We start from the raw sequence: 15,536 nt of genomic DNA, 5'->3' as shown, positions 1-15,536 counted from the left end.
AAGCCGGTTCATGAAGCGCGGTGAGCGCGGCGCCCGCGGCTCAATCGTCGCGATGATGGTCCACCATCCGCCGCCGGGCCTGGGTGATGTGAAACTGCATGGCGATGCGCGCCGTTGCCCCGTCCTGCCCGCGGATCGCTTCCAGAATCAGCTCATGTTCGCGCAGCACCACGCTGGCGCGCTCGCGCGGGCTGGTGCGGGTGAGGCTGAGCGAGACGCTCATGAACCCGCTCACCGCCTGGTGCAGATGCTCCATCGCGCTCGCATAGAAATGATTGCCGCTGGCCCGGGCGATGGCCATGTGAAACGCCAGATCCCCGGCCGGGGTCAGCACGCCGCGCTCGGCCTCCTGGCGGAAATGCGCGTGCGCCGCCTCGATGGCGGCCAGCTCCCCGGCATTGCGCCGCTCCGCCGCATGTTCCGCCGCGCTCCCCTCCAGCACCACCCGCACCTCGACCGAGCGCAGATAATCCGCGACCTGCTCAGGCGCCGCGAAACTGGCCAGCCGCTCCGCCGGGCGCGCCATCACATAGGTGCCCGAGCCCTGGCGCGCCTGCACCAGCCCATCCGCGCCCAGACGCTGCAAGGCCTGGCGCACCACCGGGCGGGAGACGCCGAACATCTTGCAGAGATCCACCTCCGCCGGCAGCCTGGTCCCCTCGGGCAGGCGGCCGGAGAGGATCTGCTCCAGGATCTGGCCATAAAGCTGGTCGCCCATGCGCTGGCGGCGGGTGAGCACCAGGCTCGGCGGCTCCGCCATCGGCGGCATCATCGTCTTGGTCGGGGCGTGGGCCACCGTGGCAAATCTCCTTTTGGCGCGAGATTACCCCAGCCACGCGCACAGGCGAAGGCCCGAACCGCACCCTTCGCGCGCGTAAAGCCAGGATTTTCTCGTTCCGGTCATTTCCGCTTCATTACAAAAGTGATAGAGCTCGGACAAACGGGAGCGAATCATGCGCAAGCTATTCATCACCACCTTCCTTTTCAGCCTCGCCAACCTGCCCGCGGCGGCGCAGCCTTTGCAGGGCCTGCCGCCCGGCCCGCTCGGCGCCGCCATTCAAAGCGGCCATGACTTGATCATGCAGACCGGCACCAATGCCGCCTCGAAGGGCTATATCGGCAACGCGCTCACCTGCGCCAACTGCCATACTAATGCCGGCAATAACGATCATCCCGGTAATTTCCTCAACACCGCCAGCGAATACCCCTCCTTCTCGCCGCGCGAGGGGGCGGTGATCACGTTGGAGGACCGCATCGCCAATTGCTTCATGCGCAGCATGGACGGCAAGCGGCCGAGCACGGACAGCGCCGTGGTGGTGGACATGGCCGCCTATATCGACTGGCTGGACCGCGACAAGAAAGTGGAAGCGCTCGCCACGCCCACCCCCAGCCCCTACCCGGCGATGGTGAAGGCCGCCACTGCGGCGGATTATGCCGCCGGCCAGACACTCTACAAGCAGAACTGCGCCGCCTGCCACGGCGCCAACGGCGCCGGCATGGGCAGCTTCCCGCCGGTCTGGGGCGCGCGCAGCTATAATGCCGGGGCTGGCCTTGCCAACATCGCCAAGCTCGCCACCTGGGTGAAGGGCAATATGCCGCTCGGCAACCCGCATCTCAGCGAACAGCAGGCCTTCCAGGTGGCGCTTTATGTGGACACCCAGCCCCGGCCGGATTTCGTGCTGCAGGACCATCTGCCGCCCGGCCAGGCCTATAACGCCAAGGTGCAGAGCGAGACGGACAGCGTCGCCAGCAATCTGAAAAAAGCCGGGCTATCCGCCGCCGCCCTGCAAGGCCAGGCGCCTTAAGCGAACAGCGCCTCCAGCGAAGCCGCCAGCGCCATCACCTTTCCATCCTCGCCGCGCCCGCCGATGATCTGCAGGGCCACCGGCAGCCCGGCCTTGGTCTTGCCGCACGGCACCACCGCGGCGGGCTGCTGGGTGAGGTTGATCGGGTAGCTGAACCCGGCCCATTCGGTCCAGCGCGTGAGCCCGGCGCCCGAAGGCACCTCGGCCCCGGCCTCGAAAGCCGGAATGGCGGTGCCCGGCGAGAGGATGAAATCATAATCCGCCAGCGCCGCATCCATCGCCGCGCCGAAATCCGCCCGGCGCACCTGGGCGCGCACCAGCTGCACCGCACTCATCCGCGCCCCTTGCGCGGCGATTTCCAGGAACCCCGGATCGATCCCGGCGCGCTTTGCCTCCGGCACCCCCGCCAGGCGCGTCGCCGCCCCGGAGAACCAATGGTCATGGAACAAGTCCAGCAGATCGCCGCCCGGCAGCGTGAAGAGCGAAATCTCCGCCCCCTGCCCCGCCAGCGCCGCGATCCTGGCATCGATGATCGCGCCCAGCTCCGCATCCAGCGCCCCCGAAGGCGGGATGCGCCAATAGCCGATCTTCAGCCCCTTGGGCGAAAGCGGGGCAGCCTCCAGCCCCGGAAACTGCCCCGCCCCCTGGTTCCAGTCACGCCGGTCCCGGCCGGACATCGCCTTCAGCATCGCCAAACCATCCGCGACATTCGCCGCCATCGGGCCGATATGCGCCACCGTGCCGAAGGCGCTCGCCGGATAGGCCGGCACCCGCCCAAAACTCGGCTTGATCCCGAAAATCCCGCAGAAACTCGCCGGCACCCGGATCGAGCCGCCGCCATCCGAGCCCAGATGCAACCGCCCCGCCTGCATCAAAGCCGCCACCGCCGCCCCGCCGGAGGAGCCGCCGGAGGTCTTGGAGGGGTCATGCGGGTTGCGGGTGATGCCGAAGGCGGCACTGTCGGTCAGTGCCTTCCAGCCAAATTCCGGCGTCGTCGTCTGGCCGATGAACACGCAGCCCGCTTCGCGCAGCTTGCGCACCGCGGGCGCATCCTCCCGGCAGGGCGTGGCATCGGTGGTGGTGCTGCCATAGCGCACGGACCAGCCCTGCACCCAGACGATATCCTTCAACGTCGTCGGCACCCCATCGACCTCGGAGAGCGGCGCGCCCATCCGCCAGCGCGCCTCGGACGCCTTGGCCTCCGCCAGCGCGCCGTCGCGGTCGAGAAAGGTGAAGGCGTTGAGGGCGGGGTTGATCGCCTCGGCCCGTGCCAGCGCCGCCTTGGTCACCTCCACCGGGGAGAGATCGCGCTTGCGGTACGCCGTCGCCAGCGCGGCGGCATCGAGCTGGCAAAGCTCAGGGGCGGGGGGCAGCGCATCCATGCATCACCTCTTGCATTCACAGGCGCCCAGGCCAGCACTCCCGGCCGCGCCCGGCAAGGGGCCAGCGGCGATTTTTATCCGCCGATCTGGCCTGCTCCCTTGCCCCGCCCCCGCCCTGGCCGCAGAAGGGCGGCAGAGATCGAACAAGGCCGGACCATGCGGATTTTTGCCCAGACACTCTTCGATGGTGAGCGTTTCACCGGCCCGGCCACTGTGGAAATCGCGGCCGGGCGCATCCTCGCCATCCATCCAGGCGCCGCCAATCCGGACCTGGAGCTGCAACATGGCATCCTTGGGCCGGGGCTGATCGATCTGCATAATAACGGCGCCTTCGGGGTGGATTGCGCCAGCGCCACGCCGGCGGAATGGGACAAATTCGCCACCGGCCTCGCCGCGCGCGGCGTCACCTCCGTGCTGCCCACGATCATCACCCAGCCTCTGCCGGCCATCGCTGAAGCCGCCACCCGGCTGCGCGCCGCCATGGCGCGTCACCCGGGCCTGCTCGGGCTGCATCTGGAAGGCCCGTTCCTGGCCCCCGCCAAACGCGGCGCCCACCGCGCGGACTGGCTGCGCCTGCCGGACCAGGCGGCTTTGGATGAGCTGCTGGACGGCCCCGCCGCCGCCGTGCTGAAGCTGCTCACCCTGGCCCCGGAGCTGGAGCACGCCCTGCCCGCCATCACCAAGCTCACAGCTTCGGGCATCCGCGTTTCGCTCGGCCACACCAATGCCGATGCCGCGCAGATGCGCGCCGGGGTGGCGGCCGGGGCGCGGCTGGTGACGCATCTCTTCAACGCCCAATCCCCGCTCGGCCACCGCGCCCCCGGCGCGCCCGGCATCGGCCTCACCGACCCGCTTCTCGCCCCCTGCCTCATCGTCGATGGCGTGCATGTGGACCCGGCTTTGCTGCAGATCGCCTTCGCCGCCTGCCCGCGCGCCATCGCGGTGACGGATTCCATCGCTCTGGCCGGGCTGGAGCCTGGCGCGGAACTGGAATTTGGCGGCGCGACGGCCATTCTCGGGGCGGATGGCGTCGGCCACCGGGCGGATGGCACCATCGCCGGCGCCGCGATCACGCTGGATGAAGGGGTGCGCCGGCTGATCGGCTGGGGCATCGCCCCGGAGACCGCGCTCGCCGCCGCCACCTCCCGCCCCGCCGACGCGCTCGGCCTCAACCTTGGCCGCATCGCGCCGGGGGCGGCGGCGGATCTGGTCTGGTGGTCGGAGGATTTCCAGGCCTTGCAGGTCTGGCAGGCCGGCCAGCCCGGCAGCCCGACCAAGCCGCGCGGCACCGAGGCCCCGCGCCTGGAGCTGCTGGACCTGGAAGCCCGCCCCACCGAGGAGATCATCCGCCTCTTCCTCACCCAGGAAGCCACCGCCCAGCGCGCGCTGAACGGCACCGCCCCGGCCCTGGCCCGGCTGGCGGATGCCGTGGCGGCCCGGCTCGCGGCGGGGGGGCGGCTGTTTTACGCCGGGGCCGGCACCTCCGGCCGGCTCGGGCTGCTGGATGCGGTGGAATGCCGCCCCACTTTCGGGGTCGAGCCCGGGCTGATCGTGCCGCTGCTGGCCGGCGGCGAGGGCGCCTTCATCCAGGCCGCCGAGGGCGCGGAGGATGACGAGGACGCCGCCCGCGCCGCCCTCGACGCGCAGGGGTTCTGCGAGAGGGACGCGCTGGTCGGCATCGCCGCCTCCGGCTCCACCCCTTACACGCTGGCGGCGCTGCGCCATGCCGGCGGGCTGGGCGGGCTCACCGGCGCCATCGTCAACAATACGGCCTCACCGATGGCGGCCGCCGCGCGGATCGCCGTGGAAATCCTCTCCGGCCCGGAGATCATCGCCGGCTCCACCCGCCTTTCCGCCGGCTCCACGGAAAAGATCGCGCTGAACATCCTCTCCTCCACCGTGATGATCCGTCTTAACAAAACCTTTGGACCTTTCATGGTGGATATGCGGGCCAGCAACGCCAAGCTGCGCCGCCGGGCGGTGCGGATGGTGACCGGGCTGACCGGCGTGGATGAGCAAACCGCAAGCCTTGAACTGGAGGCGTGCGACATGCATGTTAAACTTGCCGTGCTGGCCATCAGGCTTGGCCTGGCGCCGGATCTGGCGCGGGCGAGGCTGGACGCGGCGGGTGGCTCGCTGCGGCGGGCTTTGACTATGGATTGAGCGTGGATTCGGTCTGACGGGACGAAGAAATGGCCGGGAATATCATCGGTTTCGCAAGAAAGGCGGACGATTTCATCATAGACCGGCTGTTGCAGCCGGGGGTCGATTACGCGGCCTGGCTGTTCGGCCTGCCGCTTTTCACCCTGGCCCGCATCTCCACCGGCGCCGGCGCCCTCGCCGGGCTGCTCTGGGTGCATCTGTTCGACCGCCCCTACACCTCAGATTTTTTCGAAGACATGATCTGCCTCGGCATCATGGCCGGGGCCGCGCATCTGCAAATCAACAGCCAGCAGGCCCGCACCGGCCGGCGCGCCCATGTCGCCCCGGCGGTGCGCCTTTCGGGGCTGCTCTGGCGAACCTTGTGGCTGCTGGATCTGGTGCTGTTCCCGACCCAATGGCCGCTGGAAGCCCATGCCCAGCTGATCGGCAATTTCGCCTGGACGCTGCTGCTGGTGCTGCCCTACTGGCTGATCTGCTGCCGCGAGGCGCCGCCGCTGGAGCGGGTGGGCGAGCTGCGCTACGCCACCATCCCGGTGCGCTGAGCCCCCACGTAAATTTGCAAAAGTTTTTGGGGGTGTGGGGTGTTTTTTCAAAAACACCCCACGTCTTTAAACCGCCCGCAGCGCCAGCCACCACATCACCAGCCCGGCCAGCGCCAGCAGGCACCCCACCAGCCCGGTCTGCGGCAGCGCCGCCCCCAGGCTGATCGCCACCCCCGCCAGCAATGGCCCGAGCGCATTGGCCACGTTCATCGCACTCTGGTTCAGCGCCGCCGCCAGCGTCTGCGCCCGGCCCGCCACCAGCATCAGCCGCGCCTGCAAGGGCGAGCCCAACCCGCCGCCGCCGCCGATCAGCAAGGCCGCCAGGCACATGCTCCAGACATGCCCGGTCATCAACGGATACAGCGCCAGCGCCGCCGCACTCCAGATCAGCACCCCCGCCACCGTCGGCATCAGCGCCTTGTCGGCGAAGCGCGCGGTGAGGATATTCCCCACCGTGATCCCCACCCCGAAACAGCCCAGCACCAACGGCACCAGATAAGGCGCGCCATGCGTCACCTGCAGGAAGGTGGAGGCGAAATAGGTATAGGCCGCGAAAATCCCGCCAAAGCCGATCGCGCCGATCGCCGCCGTCAGCCAGACATGCTTGTTCTTCAGCGCGTCCAGCTCATCCAGCGGATTCTTCGCGGGCTCCCCGCTATTATCGCGCCGCGGCACCAGCTTCCACACCATCACCGCCGTCACCAGCGCCAGCACCGCCACCAGCACGAAGGCCAGCCGCCAGTTCAGCAACTGGCCGATGGCATTGGCCAGCGGCACGCCGAAAATCGTCGCCACCGTCAGCCCGGTGATGACGCTGGCAATCGCCTGGGTACGCTTCTCCGCCGGCACCAGCTCGGCCGCGACCAGCGAGGCGACGCCGAAATACGCCCCGTGCGGCAGCCCGGCGAGGAAACGGAACACCAGCATCCAGCCAAAGCTCGGCGCCAGACCGCTGAGCAGATTGCCGAGCGCGAACAGCACCATCAGCCCGATCAGCAGCCGCCGCTGCGGCAGCTTCGCCGCCGCCACGCACAGGATCGGCGCGCCCACCACCACCCCCAGCGCATAGGCGCTGATCACCCGCCCGGCCTGGGCGATATCCACATGCAGCCCTTGCGAGAAATAGGGCACCAGCCCCATCGTGCCGAACTCGGTGGTGCCGATGGCGAACCCGCCTGTGGAAAGCGCCAGCAAGGCCAGCCCGGCATTGCCCGCACGCGGGAGGTTTTGATCCATCAGCCCCATACTCGATTTGTTCGGAAGGCCCCAGGACGGGGCTTGCCGCCATGTGGGAGGATGCGCGCCGCCGGTCAAGCCCTTGCCCTGCCCGGGAAAATATGGCTGGCTATGGTTAACGGCGTTAATAATCGCCATTATTCCAAGGAACCGTGCCCATGACCCTGCCCGCCTGGCTGGAACCCCGCCTGTCTCTGCCCGCCATCGCCGCGCCGATGTTCATCATCTCCCGGCCGGAGCTGGTCATCGCGCAATGCAAAGCCGGCATCGTCGGGGCGTTTCCCTCACTCAACGCCCGGCCCTCCGGCGTGCTGGAGGCGTGGCTGATCCGCCTGCGCGCGGAACTGACCGACGCGGACGCCCCCTTCGCGGTCAATCTCATCGTCCACAAGACCAATCCCCGCCTGCAGGAGGATCTGGCGCTGTGCGTGAAATATCAGGTGCCCATCATCATCACCTCGCTCGGCGCGATGCCGGAGGTGAATGAGGCGGTGCATGGCTATGGCGGGCTGGTGCTGCATGATGTCATCAACGATGAATTTGCCCACAAAGCCGTCGCGCGCGGCGCGGATGGGCTGATCGCGGTGGCCGCCGGGGCCGGCGGCCATGCTGGCACCATCAACCCGTTCGCCTTGGTGCAGGAAATCCGCGCCTGGTTCGATGGCCCGCTGGCGCTCTCCGGCGCCATCGCCAATGGCCGCTCCATCGCCGCCGCCCGCGCCCTGGGGGCGGATCTGGCCTATATCGGCTCCGCCTTCATCGCCACGCAGGAGGCCGACGCCCCCGCCGCCTATAAGCAAATGGTCGTGGAGAGCAGCGCCAAGGACATCCTCTATTCCAACCTCTTCACCGGGGTGCACGGCAATTACCTGATCCCCAGCATCAAGGCGGCGGGGCTGGACCCGGCCTTGCTGGCCGGCGCCGACCCGGCGAAAATGGAATGGAGCCAGGTGGTGAATGGCAGCAAGGCCTGGCGGGATATCTGGGGTGCTGGCCAGGGCATCGGCGCGGTGCGCGATATCCTCCCTGCCGCCACCTTGATCGCCCGGCTGCGCGATGAATACCAGGCCGCGCTGGCGCACCTCGGCGCCGAGACGAACGCCTGATCCGCTAATCCGGCCTGGGGCGGGTGCCGCGCACCAGAGCGCGCATCATCTCATGGCGCAAGCTGGTGAAATTCAGCGTCTCGGAGCGGATCTTGCCGGTCATTTCCAGCGTGATCAGCCCGTGCAGCCCGGCCCAGAACAGATGCCCGAGCACGCTGGCATCCGTCTCCAGCCCGCCCTGCGCCACCATGCGCTCGACATAGAGCGTCATGTTCCCCCGGGCGCGCGCCAGCGCCGCGCTGAATTCCGGATACTCGTCCGGGTCCGGCTGGTTGAGCGCGTAGATCAGCCGGTAGGCATCCGGATTCTCGAAGGCGAAGGCGACATACGCATCCCCGACCGCACGCGAAATCTCCCAGCCATCGCCGGGCCCGCCGATGGCCGCCTCCAGCGCCTCGGAGAGCCGGTTCAGCGCCCGCGCCCGGGCGGCGGCCAAAATCGCCTCCTTGTTCGGAAAATAGCGATACAGCGCCGTCGCGGACCAGCCCAGCTCCCGCGCGATCGAATGGGTGGAGACATTCTCCAGCCCCTGCGCCACCGCCTGGCGCTCGGCCACGCGCACGATTTTCTCGCGGGTTTCCGCGAGACGGTCTTCTGACAAAGCTTGCGGCATTCAGGCTCCGGTGTCGGTCGTTACCAGAGAGACATGGGCGCTGACGATTCGCCAGCCAAGATCCTGAAACCGAACCCAGATTTGCGTCTGGCGCCCACGCCGCGCCTCGCCCTCGCGCTGGAATTCGGTGGTGGCGACCCCGTGGTCCGGCCCGAAGGCGATGATGCGGGTATTGATCAGCCGGCGCTGTGGCGAGCCGCCCGCCCGCCCTTGGCGAAACGCGGCGATCTCCTCGATCCCATAAGCCGCCCCGTTATCGCCAAAGCGCAGCGCCTGCGGGCTCGGCCAGAAAAACCCGTTCAGCGCCTCGATATCATTGCTCATCAAGGCCCGCTCATAGGCGGCGAACAAATCCTCCAGCTCGGCCTTCGCCGCCGGCTCGTCGATGATCACCCGACCACCGCAGCCGCCAGCACGCAAGCCGCCTCCAGCCGCGCCGCCGCCGCCAGCGCCAGCGCCTCACGCCCAGGCGCGGCGATGATCTGCACCCCGCGCGGCAACTTGGCTGAGGCCACCGGCACGCACACCACCGGCAGCCCGATGAAGCTGATCGGCTGAGTATAAAGCCCGATATTGGCCCGCAGCGGCACCTGTTCCCCGGCCAGCTCGAAACTTGGCTGGCCGATCAAAGGTGCGGTGATCGGCGTGGCAGGTGCCAGCAGCAGATCATGGCGCTCAAACAATTTCAGCGCCTGCTCCCGGAACCAGGCGCGAAAACGCTGCGCCTGATAAATCGTCTCCGCCGGCTGCAACGCCCCCGCGATCAGGCGCGGCAGCGTCGCCGGATCATAATCCTGCGGCCTTGCGATCAGGTTGGGCTTATGCAGCTGCCCACCCTCGAAGGCGGAAATGCAGAACGCCGCCGCCCGCGCCCGCTTCGCTTCCGGCAAGGTCACGCTGTCAGTGCCACCCAGCGCATCGGCGACGATCCGCACCGCCTCCAGCATCTCAGCACTGGCCCCGTGCTGGAACCAGTCATCCAGCACCGCCACCCGCGCCGCATCGGCCGCCTCGCCCAGAACCGGGCTGGCTTCATCCTCGTCCTGCAGCACATCATAAGCCAGCGCCAGATCCGCCGCCGAACGCGCGAACGGGCCGATATGGTCGAAGCTGTCAACGAACGGGAACGTCCCCGCCCGCGTCACCCGGCCGTAGCTCGGCTTCAACCCGTAAATGCCCGTCAGCCCGGCGGGCAGGCGGATCGAGCCGTTGGTGTCCGAGCCCAGCGCCAGCACGCACAACCCCGCCGCCACCGAAGCCGCCGAGCCGCCGGAGGAGCCGCCGGCGATACGCGTGGTGTCATGCGGGTTGCGCGTCGGCCCGTCATGGGCGTTTTCGGTGACGAAGCCATAAGCGAATTCGTCCATGTTCAAGGCCCCGAGCAGCACCGCCCCGGCCTCGTTCAGCCGCTGCACATGCGGCGAATCCTGCTTGGGCGGGGCCGCCTCACGCCGGATTTTGGAGCCCGCCAGCGTCGGCAGCCCGACAATGTCGAACAGGTTCTTCACCGCGAACGGCACCCCGGCCAGCGGACCGGGATCGCCGCCCGCCTGCACCGTGGCATCCACCCAGGCCGCCTCGGCCCGCGCGCGCTCAAAGGTTTTGCTGGTGAAGCAGTTCAGCACCGGGTCCAGCGCCTCGATGCGCCTGATATGCGCCGCCAGCACCTGCGAGGCGGAGAGCTTGCCCGCCCGCACCCGCGTGGCGATCTCCACCGCGCTCAGCTCAAAAAATTCCATATCGCCTCAGGGGGTAAAACGCGGCGCCGCCTCGGTCTGCGCCGGCAGCGGAAAATCCCGGATCAGCGCCGCCTGGGCGCAGAGCACGGCGAAGGCGGTTTGCACCGCCTCCTGGTGCTCGGGCCGGATCGGCAGCCCGAGCAATTTCGACGCCGCCGCCAGATAGGCGGCTTCGTCCGGCGCGCTCATCAGGAGAGCTTGCCGTCGATACCCTGCACCAGCGTCTGCAGCCCGGTCAGGGTGTTGTCATCCATCACCTGGCCGGCGGGCAGGAAGATTTTGCCGGTCTGGTCGGTCAGCGGGCCGACAAAGATCTTGTTCTTGCCGGAGGAAATATCCGCCACCGCCTGCTTCGCCGCCGCCGCCACGCTGTCGGGCATGTTGGTGTAGGGCGCCATGGCCAGCATGCCATCGGCGAAGCCGCCCCAGGTATTCTCGGTCTTCCAGGTGCCGGCCAGGGCCGCCTTGCAGCGCTTGATGTAATAGCCGCCCCATTCATTCACATCGGCGGTGAGCTGGTTCTTCGGCGCGAACTTGATCATGTCCGTCGCCTCGCCAAAGGCCGGGATGTTGCGGCTGGCGGCCACCTGCAGCGGCGCCGGGCTGTCAGTATGCTGGGTCAGCACGTCGCAGCCCTGGTCGATCAGCGCCTTCGCGGCATCGCCTTCCTTGCCCGGATCGTACCAGCTATCGACCATGATGAATTTCAGCTGCGCCTTCGGGTTCACCGAACGCATGCCCAGCAGCACCGCATCCATGCCTTGCACCACTTCCGGGATCGGCACGGAGGCGACATAGCCGATCTTGCCGGTCTTCGACATATGCCCGGCAATGACGCCCTGGATATAGCGGCCCTGGTAATAGCGGATGTCATAGATGGCGAGGTTCTTGGCCTGCTTATAGCCGGTGCAATGCTCGAACATCACATCCGGATGCTTCGCCGCCACCTTCACCATGTAGTTCATATAGCCGAACGAGGTGCCGAAGATCAGCTTATGGCCGGAGGCGACCAGGCTCTCAAACACCGCCTGGCATTCCGGCGCCTCGGGCACGTTCTCGACGAAGGAGGTCTCGATGGCGCCCCCCAAAGCCGCCTGCGCCTGCTTGCGGGCGATATCATGCTGGTAGCTCCAGCCGAAATCCCCGACCGGGCCGACATAGACAAACCCCACCTTCAAGGGGGCGGCGGCGCGGGCGGCGCCGATAATGCCGGGTGCGGCCAGGGCCGAGGCCCCCAGCATGGCGGTAAAGCCACGGCGTTTGAGTGAAGACATGATGTTGCTCCTTCCTTTTCGTGAAGCTCAGGCTGTGGCGTGGAAATATTTGCCCAGGCAGGCGGGCTGGTTGAGCCGGATGCGCCGCGCATCGCGCGAGATCAGCACCAGCACCAGCACGGTGCCGACATAAGGCAAGGCGGAGACCAAGGGCGAGGGCACCGAAATCCCCAGCCCCTGGACATACAGCGAGAAGAAGGTGATGCCGCCGAACAGATAGGCGCCGACCAGCAGCCAGAGCGGCCGCCAGGCGGAGAACACCACCAAAGCCAGTGCGATCCAGCCGCGCCCGGCGGTGAGGTCCTGCGACCAGAGCGGCGAATAGAAGAGCGAGAAATACGCCCCGGCGATCCCCGCCATCGCCCCGCCAAACGCCACCGCGGCGTAGCGGATGCGCAGCACCGGATAGCCCATCGCATGCGCGGCATCGTGGCTGTCCCCCACCGCGCGCAAGATCAGCCCGGCATGGGTCTTGTTGAGAAACCAGGCGATGACCGCCAGCATGATGAAGGCGAAATAGACCAGGATGTTTTCATCGAACAACACCGGCCCCAGCACCGGAATGGCACTCAGCAGCGGGATCGCGATCGGGTGCAAAACCGGCGCGGAAATGCCGACATAGCCCGCCCCCAGCAAGGCCGCGAAACCATGCCCGAAAATCGTCAGCGCCAGACCGGTCGCCACCTGGTTGGCGAGGAAGGAGAGGCTGAGCATCGCGAAGATCATCGCGATGCCAATCCCCGCCAGCGCCGCCACCCCAACCCCCAGCATGGCGCTGCCGCTATGATGCGCGGTGGCGAAACCGGCGATGGCGCCGACCAGCATCATCCCCTCGACGCCGAGATTGAGCACCCCGGATTTCTCCGCCACCAGCTCGCCGGAGGCCGCAATCAGCAACGGGGTCGAGGCGGCGACGACGGACATCGCCAAGGTTGTGACCATGGAGAGGATCATGCGGCCTCCGTCGCGCGCGGGCGGATGCGCCGGACGCGGTGCAGGATCAGCACATCCGCCCCCAGCAGATAAAACAGCAGCACGCCCTGGAAAATCCCGGTGATGGCGTTGGGCATGTTGAGATTGATCTGCGCCGCATCGCCACCGAGATAAGAGAGCGCCAGCAGCAGCCCGGCGAAAATCACCCCCACCGGATGCAGCCGCCCCAGAAATGCGACGATGACGGCGGAAAACCCATAGCCAGGGGTGATGGTGGTGGTCAGCTGCCCGATCGGCCCGGTGACTTCGATGATCCCCGCCAGCCCGGACAAGCCGCCCGAGACCAAAAGCGCGATCCAGGTCAGCCTTGCATTGGAAAACCCGGCAAAGCGCGCCGCCCGCGGTGCCTGCCCCACCACCCGCAGCTGAAACCCCAGCACCGAGCGCCCCAGAATCTGCCACAGCACCAGCGCCAGCACCGGCGCCAGCGCGCAGCCGAGATGGATGGAGGTGCTGCCGAAATCCGGCGTCGTCGCCCCCGCCCCGAACATCGCCGATTGCGGAAAGCCGAAGCCCTGCGGATCGCGCCACGGCCCGGTCACCAGCCAGACCAGGATCAGATTGGCGACATAGACCAGCATCAGCGAGGTCAGAATTTCATTGGCGTTGAATTTCAGCTTCAGCCAGGCCACCAGCCCGGCCCAGACCATGCCACCCAGCACGCCGAGTGCCAGCACCAGCGGATATTCCCACCAGAACGCGCCATTGGGCAGCGCCAGCGCCACCCCGGCCCCGGCCAGCGCGCCCATGGTGAACTGCCCGTCCCCGCCGATATTCCAGACATTCGCCCGGTAGCACAAAGCCAGCCCCGCCCCGATCATGATCAGAGGTGCCGCCCGCACCGCCAGCGAGGACAGGCCCGAGACATTGGCGATCGGGGTGATCAGGAAGGTCTCGATCCCCTGCACCGGCGGTTTGCCGAGCAGCGCGAAGATCACCATCATCGTCACGATGGTCAGCAAAATCGCCAGCACCGGCGAGCCGATGGACCAGAAGCCCGAGCGCTCGCCGCGCGGTTCAAGCCGGAACAACATGCTCCTCCTCCCGCCCCGTCTGCGTGCCGCCCATCAACAGGCCAATCCGTTCGATCGTCGCATCCTTCACATCCATCGCCTCGGAAAGCCGCCCCGCCGCGATCACCGCGATGCGGTCGCACAGCAGCAAAATCTCGTCCAGATCCTGCGAGATCAGCACGATCGCCGTGCCCGCCTGGGCCAGCGCCACCAAGGCCTCGTAAATCGCCGCCGCCGCCCCGGCATCCACCCCCCAGGTCGGCTGCGAGATCACCAGCACGCCCGGCTGCTGCAACACCTCCCGCCCGACCAGGAATTTCTGCAGATTGCCGCCGGAGAGCGAGCGCGCCTCCGCCAGCGGCCCGGTGGTGCGCACATCGAAGGTGGAAATCACCTTGGCCGCGAATTCCTGGGTCCGGCGCCTGTTGATCAGCCCAAACCGCCCCAGCGCGCCGCGTATATGGGCGGAGAGAAAGCCGTTCTCGGCCAGGCTCATCCCGCCCACCGCGCCATGGCCGTTGCGCTCCTCGGGCAGAAAACAGCCGCCGCGCCGCCTGCGCGCCCGCGGCCGCTCCAGCCCCACCGGGGCGCCATCCAGCAGAATATTGCCCGGCGCGCCGGCGGGAATTTCACCCGAAAGCGCATCCATCAGCTCGCTCTGGCCATTCCCGGCGATCCCGGCGATGCCGAAAATCTCCCCGCCTTTCACGGCGAAGGAAATCTCCTTCAAATCCGTACCGAATTGCTGGTTGGAGCGGATGGTCAGCTTGCTCACCACCAGCCGCTCCGGCCCCTGGGCACTGTGCTTCTGCGAATAATCCTGGGTTTTCAGCTTCGCCGAGATCATCAGCTCGGCCAGCTCGCGGGCGGTCTTCTCGCGCGGGTCGCACTGCGCCACCACTTTGCCCAGCCGCATGATCGTCGCCGCCTCGCACAAGCTGCGGATCTCTTCGAGCTTGTGGCTGATATAGAGAATCGAGCAGCCCTCGGCGCGCAGCCGCCGCAGCGTGGCGAACAAGGCCTGCACCTCCTGCGGGGTGAGCACGCTGGTCGGCTCGTCCATGATCAGCAATTTCGGGTTCTGCAGCAGGCAGCGCACAATCTCGATGCGCTGGCGCTCGCCGACGGAGAGATCATGCACCGCCTTATGCGGGCCCAGCGGCAGCCCGTAGCGGCTGGAAATTTCCGCAATCCGGCCCTCCAGATTCTCCCGGTCCTTCGGATCATTCAGCCCCAGCGCGATATTCTCCGAAACCGTCAGCGCCTCGAACAGCGAGAAATGCTGGAACACCATGCCGATGCCCAGCGCGCGCGCCTGGGCCGGGCTGTTGATCGCCACCTCCTGTCCCCGCCAGCGCAGACTCCCCGCATCCGGCTTCATCACCCCGTAGATGATCTTCACCAGCGTCGATTTGCCTGCCCCGTTCTCGCCCAGCAGCGCATGGATCTCGCCCTGGCCGATGGTCAGGTCCACATGGTCATTCGCCAGCGTGCCGGGGAATTGCTTGACGATGCCCCGCAGCGCCAGCAATGGCGCGTCTTCGGCAACAGAGCGGTTCAAACCAGGGGCCATCGCGCAACCTCCAAGCAATATTCAGGCCAGCATCGATCCCGCCCGCAACCGGCAATGGCTATGAAGCAGGCAACCCATCCTGCCCAAAGCGTAGCCA

General features: G+C 67.5%; 15 protein-coding genes. 4 read left to right on the top strand and 11 right to left on the bottom strand.

All coding sequences use genetic code 11. The features are described from left to right. Positions 1-40: 40 nt before the first annotated feature. Complete coding sequence (locus T331_RS0105755) at positions 41-796, bottom strand: FadR/GntR family transcriptional regulator (protein ID WP_008494208.1); 756 nt, start codon at positions 794-796, stop codon at positions 41-43. Positions 797-953: 157 nt separating this feature from the next. On the opposite strand from T331_RS0105755, the gene T331_RS0105750 reads away from it, so the two are divergent. Continuing rightward, entirely contained in the window at positions 954-1,805 is an 852-nt protein-coding gene (locus T331_RS0105750; protein ID WP_026439343.1) for a c-type cytochrome, read from the top strand. Here T331_RS0105750 and T331_RS0105745 read toward each other — a convergent pair. Beyond that, on the bottom strand, positions 1,802-3,187 hold the full coding sequence (locus tag T331_RS0105745; protein WP_026439342.1) for an amidase: 1,386 nt from the start codon (positions 3,185-3,187) through the stop codon (positions 1,802-1,804). The genes T331_RS0105750 and T331_RS0105745 overlap by 4 nt on opposite strands. A 156-nt stretch (positions 3,188-3,343) precedes the next feature. Here T331_RS0105745 and nagA point away from each other — a divergent pair, with 156 nt between their 5' ends. Beyond that, the gene (nagA, locus tag T331_RS0105740) at positions 3,344-5,350 is read left to right on the top strand and encodes an N-acetylglucosamine-6-phosphate deacetylase (RefSeq protein ID WP_026439341.1); all 2,007 of its coding nucleotides are present in this window, start codon (positions 3,344-3,346) and stop codon (positions 5,348-5,350) included. 29 nt (positions 5,351-5,379) lie between these two features. Beyond that, positions 5,380-5,892, top strand: coding sequence for a hypothetical protein (locus T331_RS0105735; protein WP_008494203.1), 513 nt, complete (start codon positions 5,380-5,382; stop codon positions 5,890-5,892). Positions 5,893-5,958: 66 nt separating this feature from the next. Here T331_RS0105735 and T331_RS0105730 read toward each other — a convergent pair whose 3' ends face one another. Beyond that, positions 5,959-7,128, bottom strand: a complete 1,170-nt coding sequence (locus T331_RS0105730) for an MFS transporter (RefSeq protein ID WP_240376607.1) — start codon at positions 7,126-7,128, stop codon at positions 5,959-5,961. Between the two features lie 158 nt (positions 7,129-7,286). Here T331_RS0105730 and T331_RS0105725 point away from each other — a divergent pair, with 158 nt between their 5' ends. Continuing rightward, the gene (locus T331_RS0105725) at positions 7,287-8,234 is read left to right on the top strand and encodes an NAD(P)H-dependent flavin oxidoreductase (RefSeq protein WP_026439340.1); all 948 of its coding nucleotides are present in this window, start codon (positions 7,287-7,289) and stop codon (positions 8,232-8,234) included. Between the two features lie 4 nt (positions 8,235-8,238). Here T331_RS0105725 and T331_RS17470 read toward each other — a convergent pair whose 3' ends face one another. From T331_RS17470 to T331_RS17465, 8 genes are read right to left on the bottom strand one after another with little or no spacing between them, the layout of a single operon-like run. Beyond that, the gene (locus tag T331_RS17470; protein WP_035179314.1) at positions 8,239-8,847 is read right to left on the bottom strand and encodes a TetR/AcrR family transcriptional regulator; all 609 of its coding nucleotides are present in this window, start codon (positions 8,845-8,847) and stop codon (positions 8,239-8,241) included. Then, a complete protein-coding gene (gene hpxZ / locus T331_RS0105715; RefSeq protein ID WP_244876898.1) occupies positions 8,848-9,267 on the bottom strand; it encodes an oxalurate catabolism protein HpxZ in 420 nt (139 codons plus the stop codon). Then, positions 9,237-10,586 carry an AtzE family amidohydrolase gene (locus T331_RS0105710; RefSeq protein WP_026439338.1) on the bottom strand — a complete coding sequence of 450 codons (1,350 nt, stop codon included), beginning with the start codon at positions 10,584-10,586 and terminating at the stop codon, positions 9,237-9,239. The genes hpxZ and T331_RS0105710 overlap by 31 nt, the downstream gene beginning before the upstream one ends. Positions 10,587-10,592: 6 nt before the next feature. Next, on the bottom strand, positions 10,593-10,775 hold the full coding sequence (locus tag T331_RS0105705) for a DUF4089 domain-containing protein (protein WP_008494196.1): 183 nt from the start codon (positions 10,773-10,775) through the stop codon (positions 10,593-10,595). Continuing rightward, positions 10,775-11,860, bottom strand: coding sequence for a BMP family ABC transporter substrate-binding protein (locus T331_RS0105700; RefSeq protein WP_051622193.1), 1,086 nt, complete (start codon positions 11,858-11,860; stop codon positions 10,775-10,777). Before T331_RS0105700 ends, T331_RS0105705 begins: the two co-directional genes overlap by 1 nt. 27 nt (positions 11,861-11,887) lie before the next feature. Then, positions 11,888-12,814, bottom strand: a complete 927-nt coding sequence (locus T331_RS0105695) for an ABC transporter permease (protein ID WP_026439336.1) — start codon at positions 12,812-12,814, stop codon at positions 11,888-11,890. Continuing rightward, positions 12,811-13,887 carry an ABC transporter permease gene (locus tag T331_RS0105690; RefSeq protein ID WP_008494193.1) on the bottom strand — a complete coding sequence of 359 codons (1,077 nt, stop codon included), beginning with the start codon at positions 13,885-13,887 and terminating at the stop codon, positions 12,811-12,813. Before T331_RS0105690 ends, T331_RS0105695 begins: the two co-directional genes overlap by 4 nt. Continuing rightward, the gene (locus tag T331_RS17465; protein WP_051622192.1) at positions 13,871-15,439 is read right to left on the bottom strand and encodes an ABC transporter ATP-binding protein; all 1,569 of its coding nucleotides are present in this window, start codon (positions 15,437-15,439) and stop codon (positions 13,871-13,873) included. The genes T331_RS0105690 and T331_RS17465 overlap by 17 nt, the downstream gene beginning before the upstream one ends. Positions 15,440-15,536 lie beyond the last annotated feature (97 nt).

The sequence above is a fragment of the Acidocella facilis ATCC 35904 genome (assembly GCF_000687875.1).
Lineage (GTDB): Bacteria > Pseudomonadota > Alphaproteobacteria > Acetobacterales > Acetobacteraceae > Acidocella > Acidocella facilis.
Note: the sequence above shows the minus strand (reverse complement) of the source record. Positions and strands in the feature narration are given on the sequence as shown.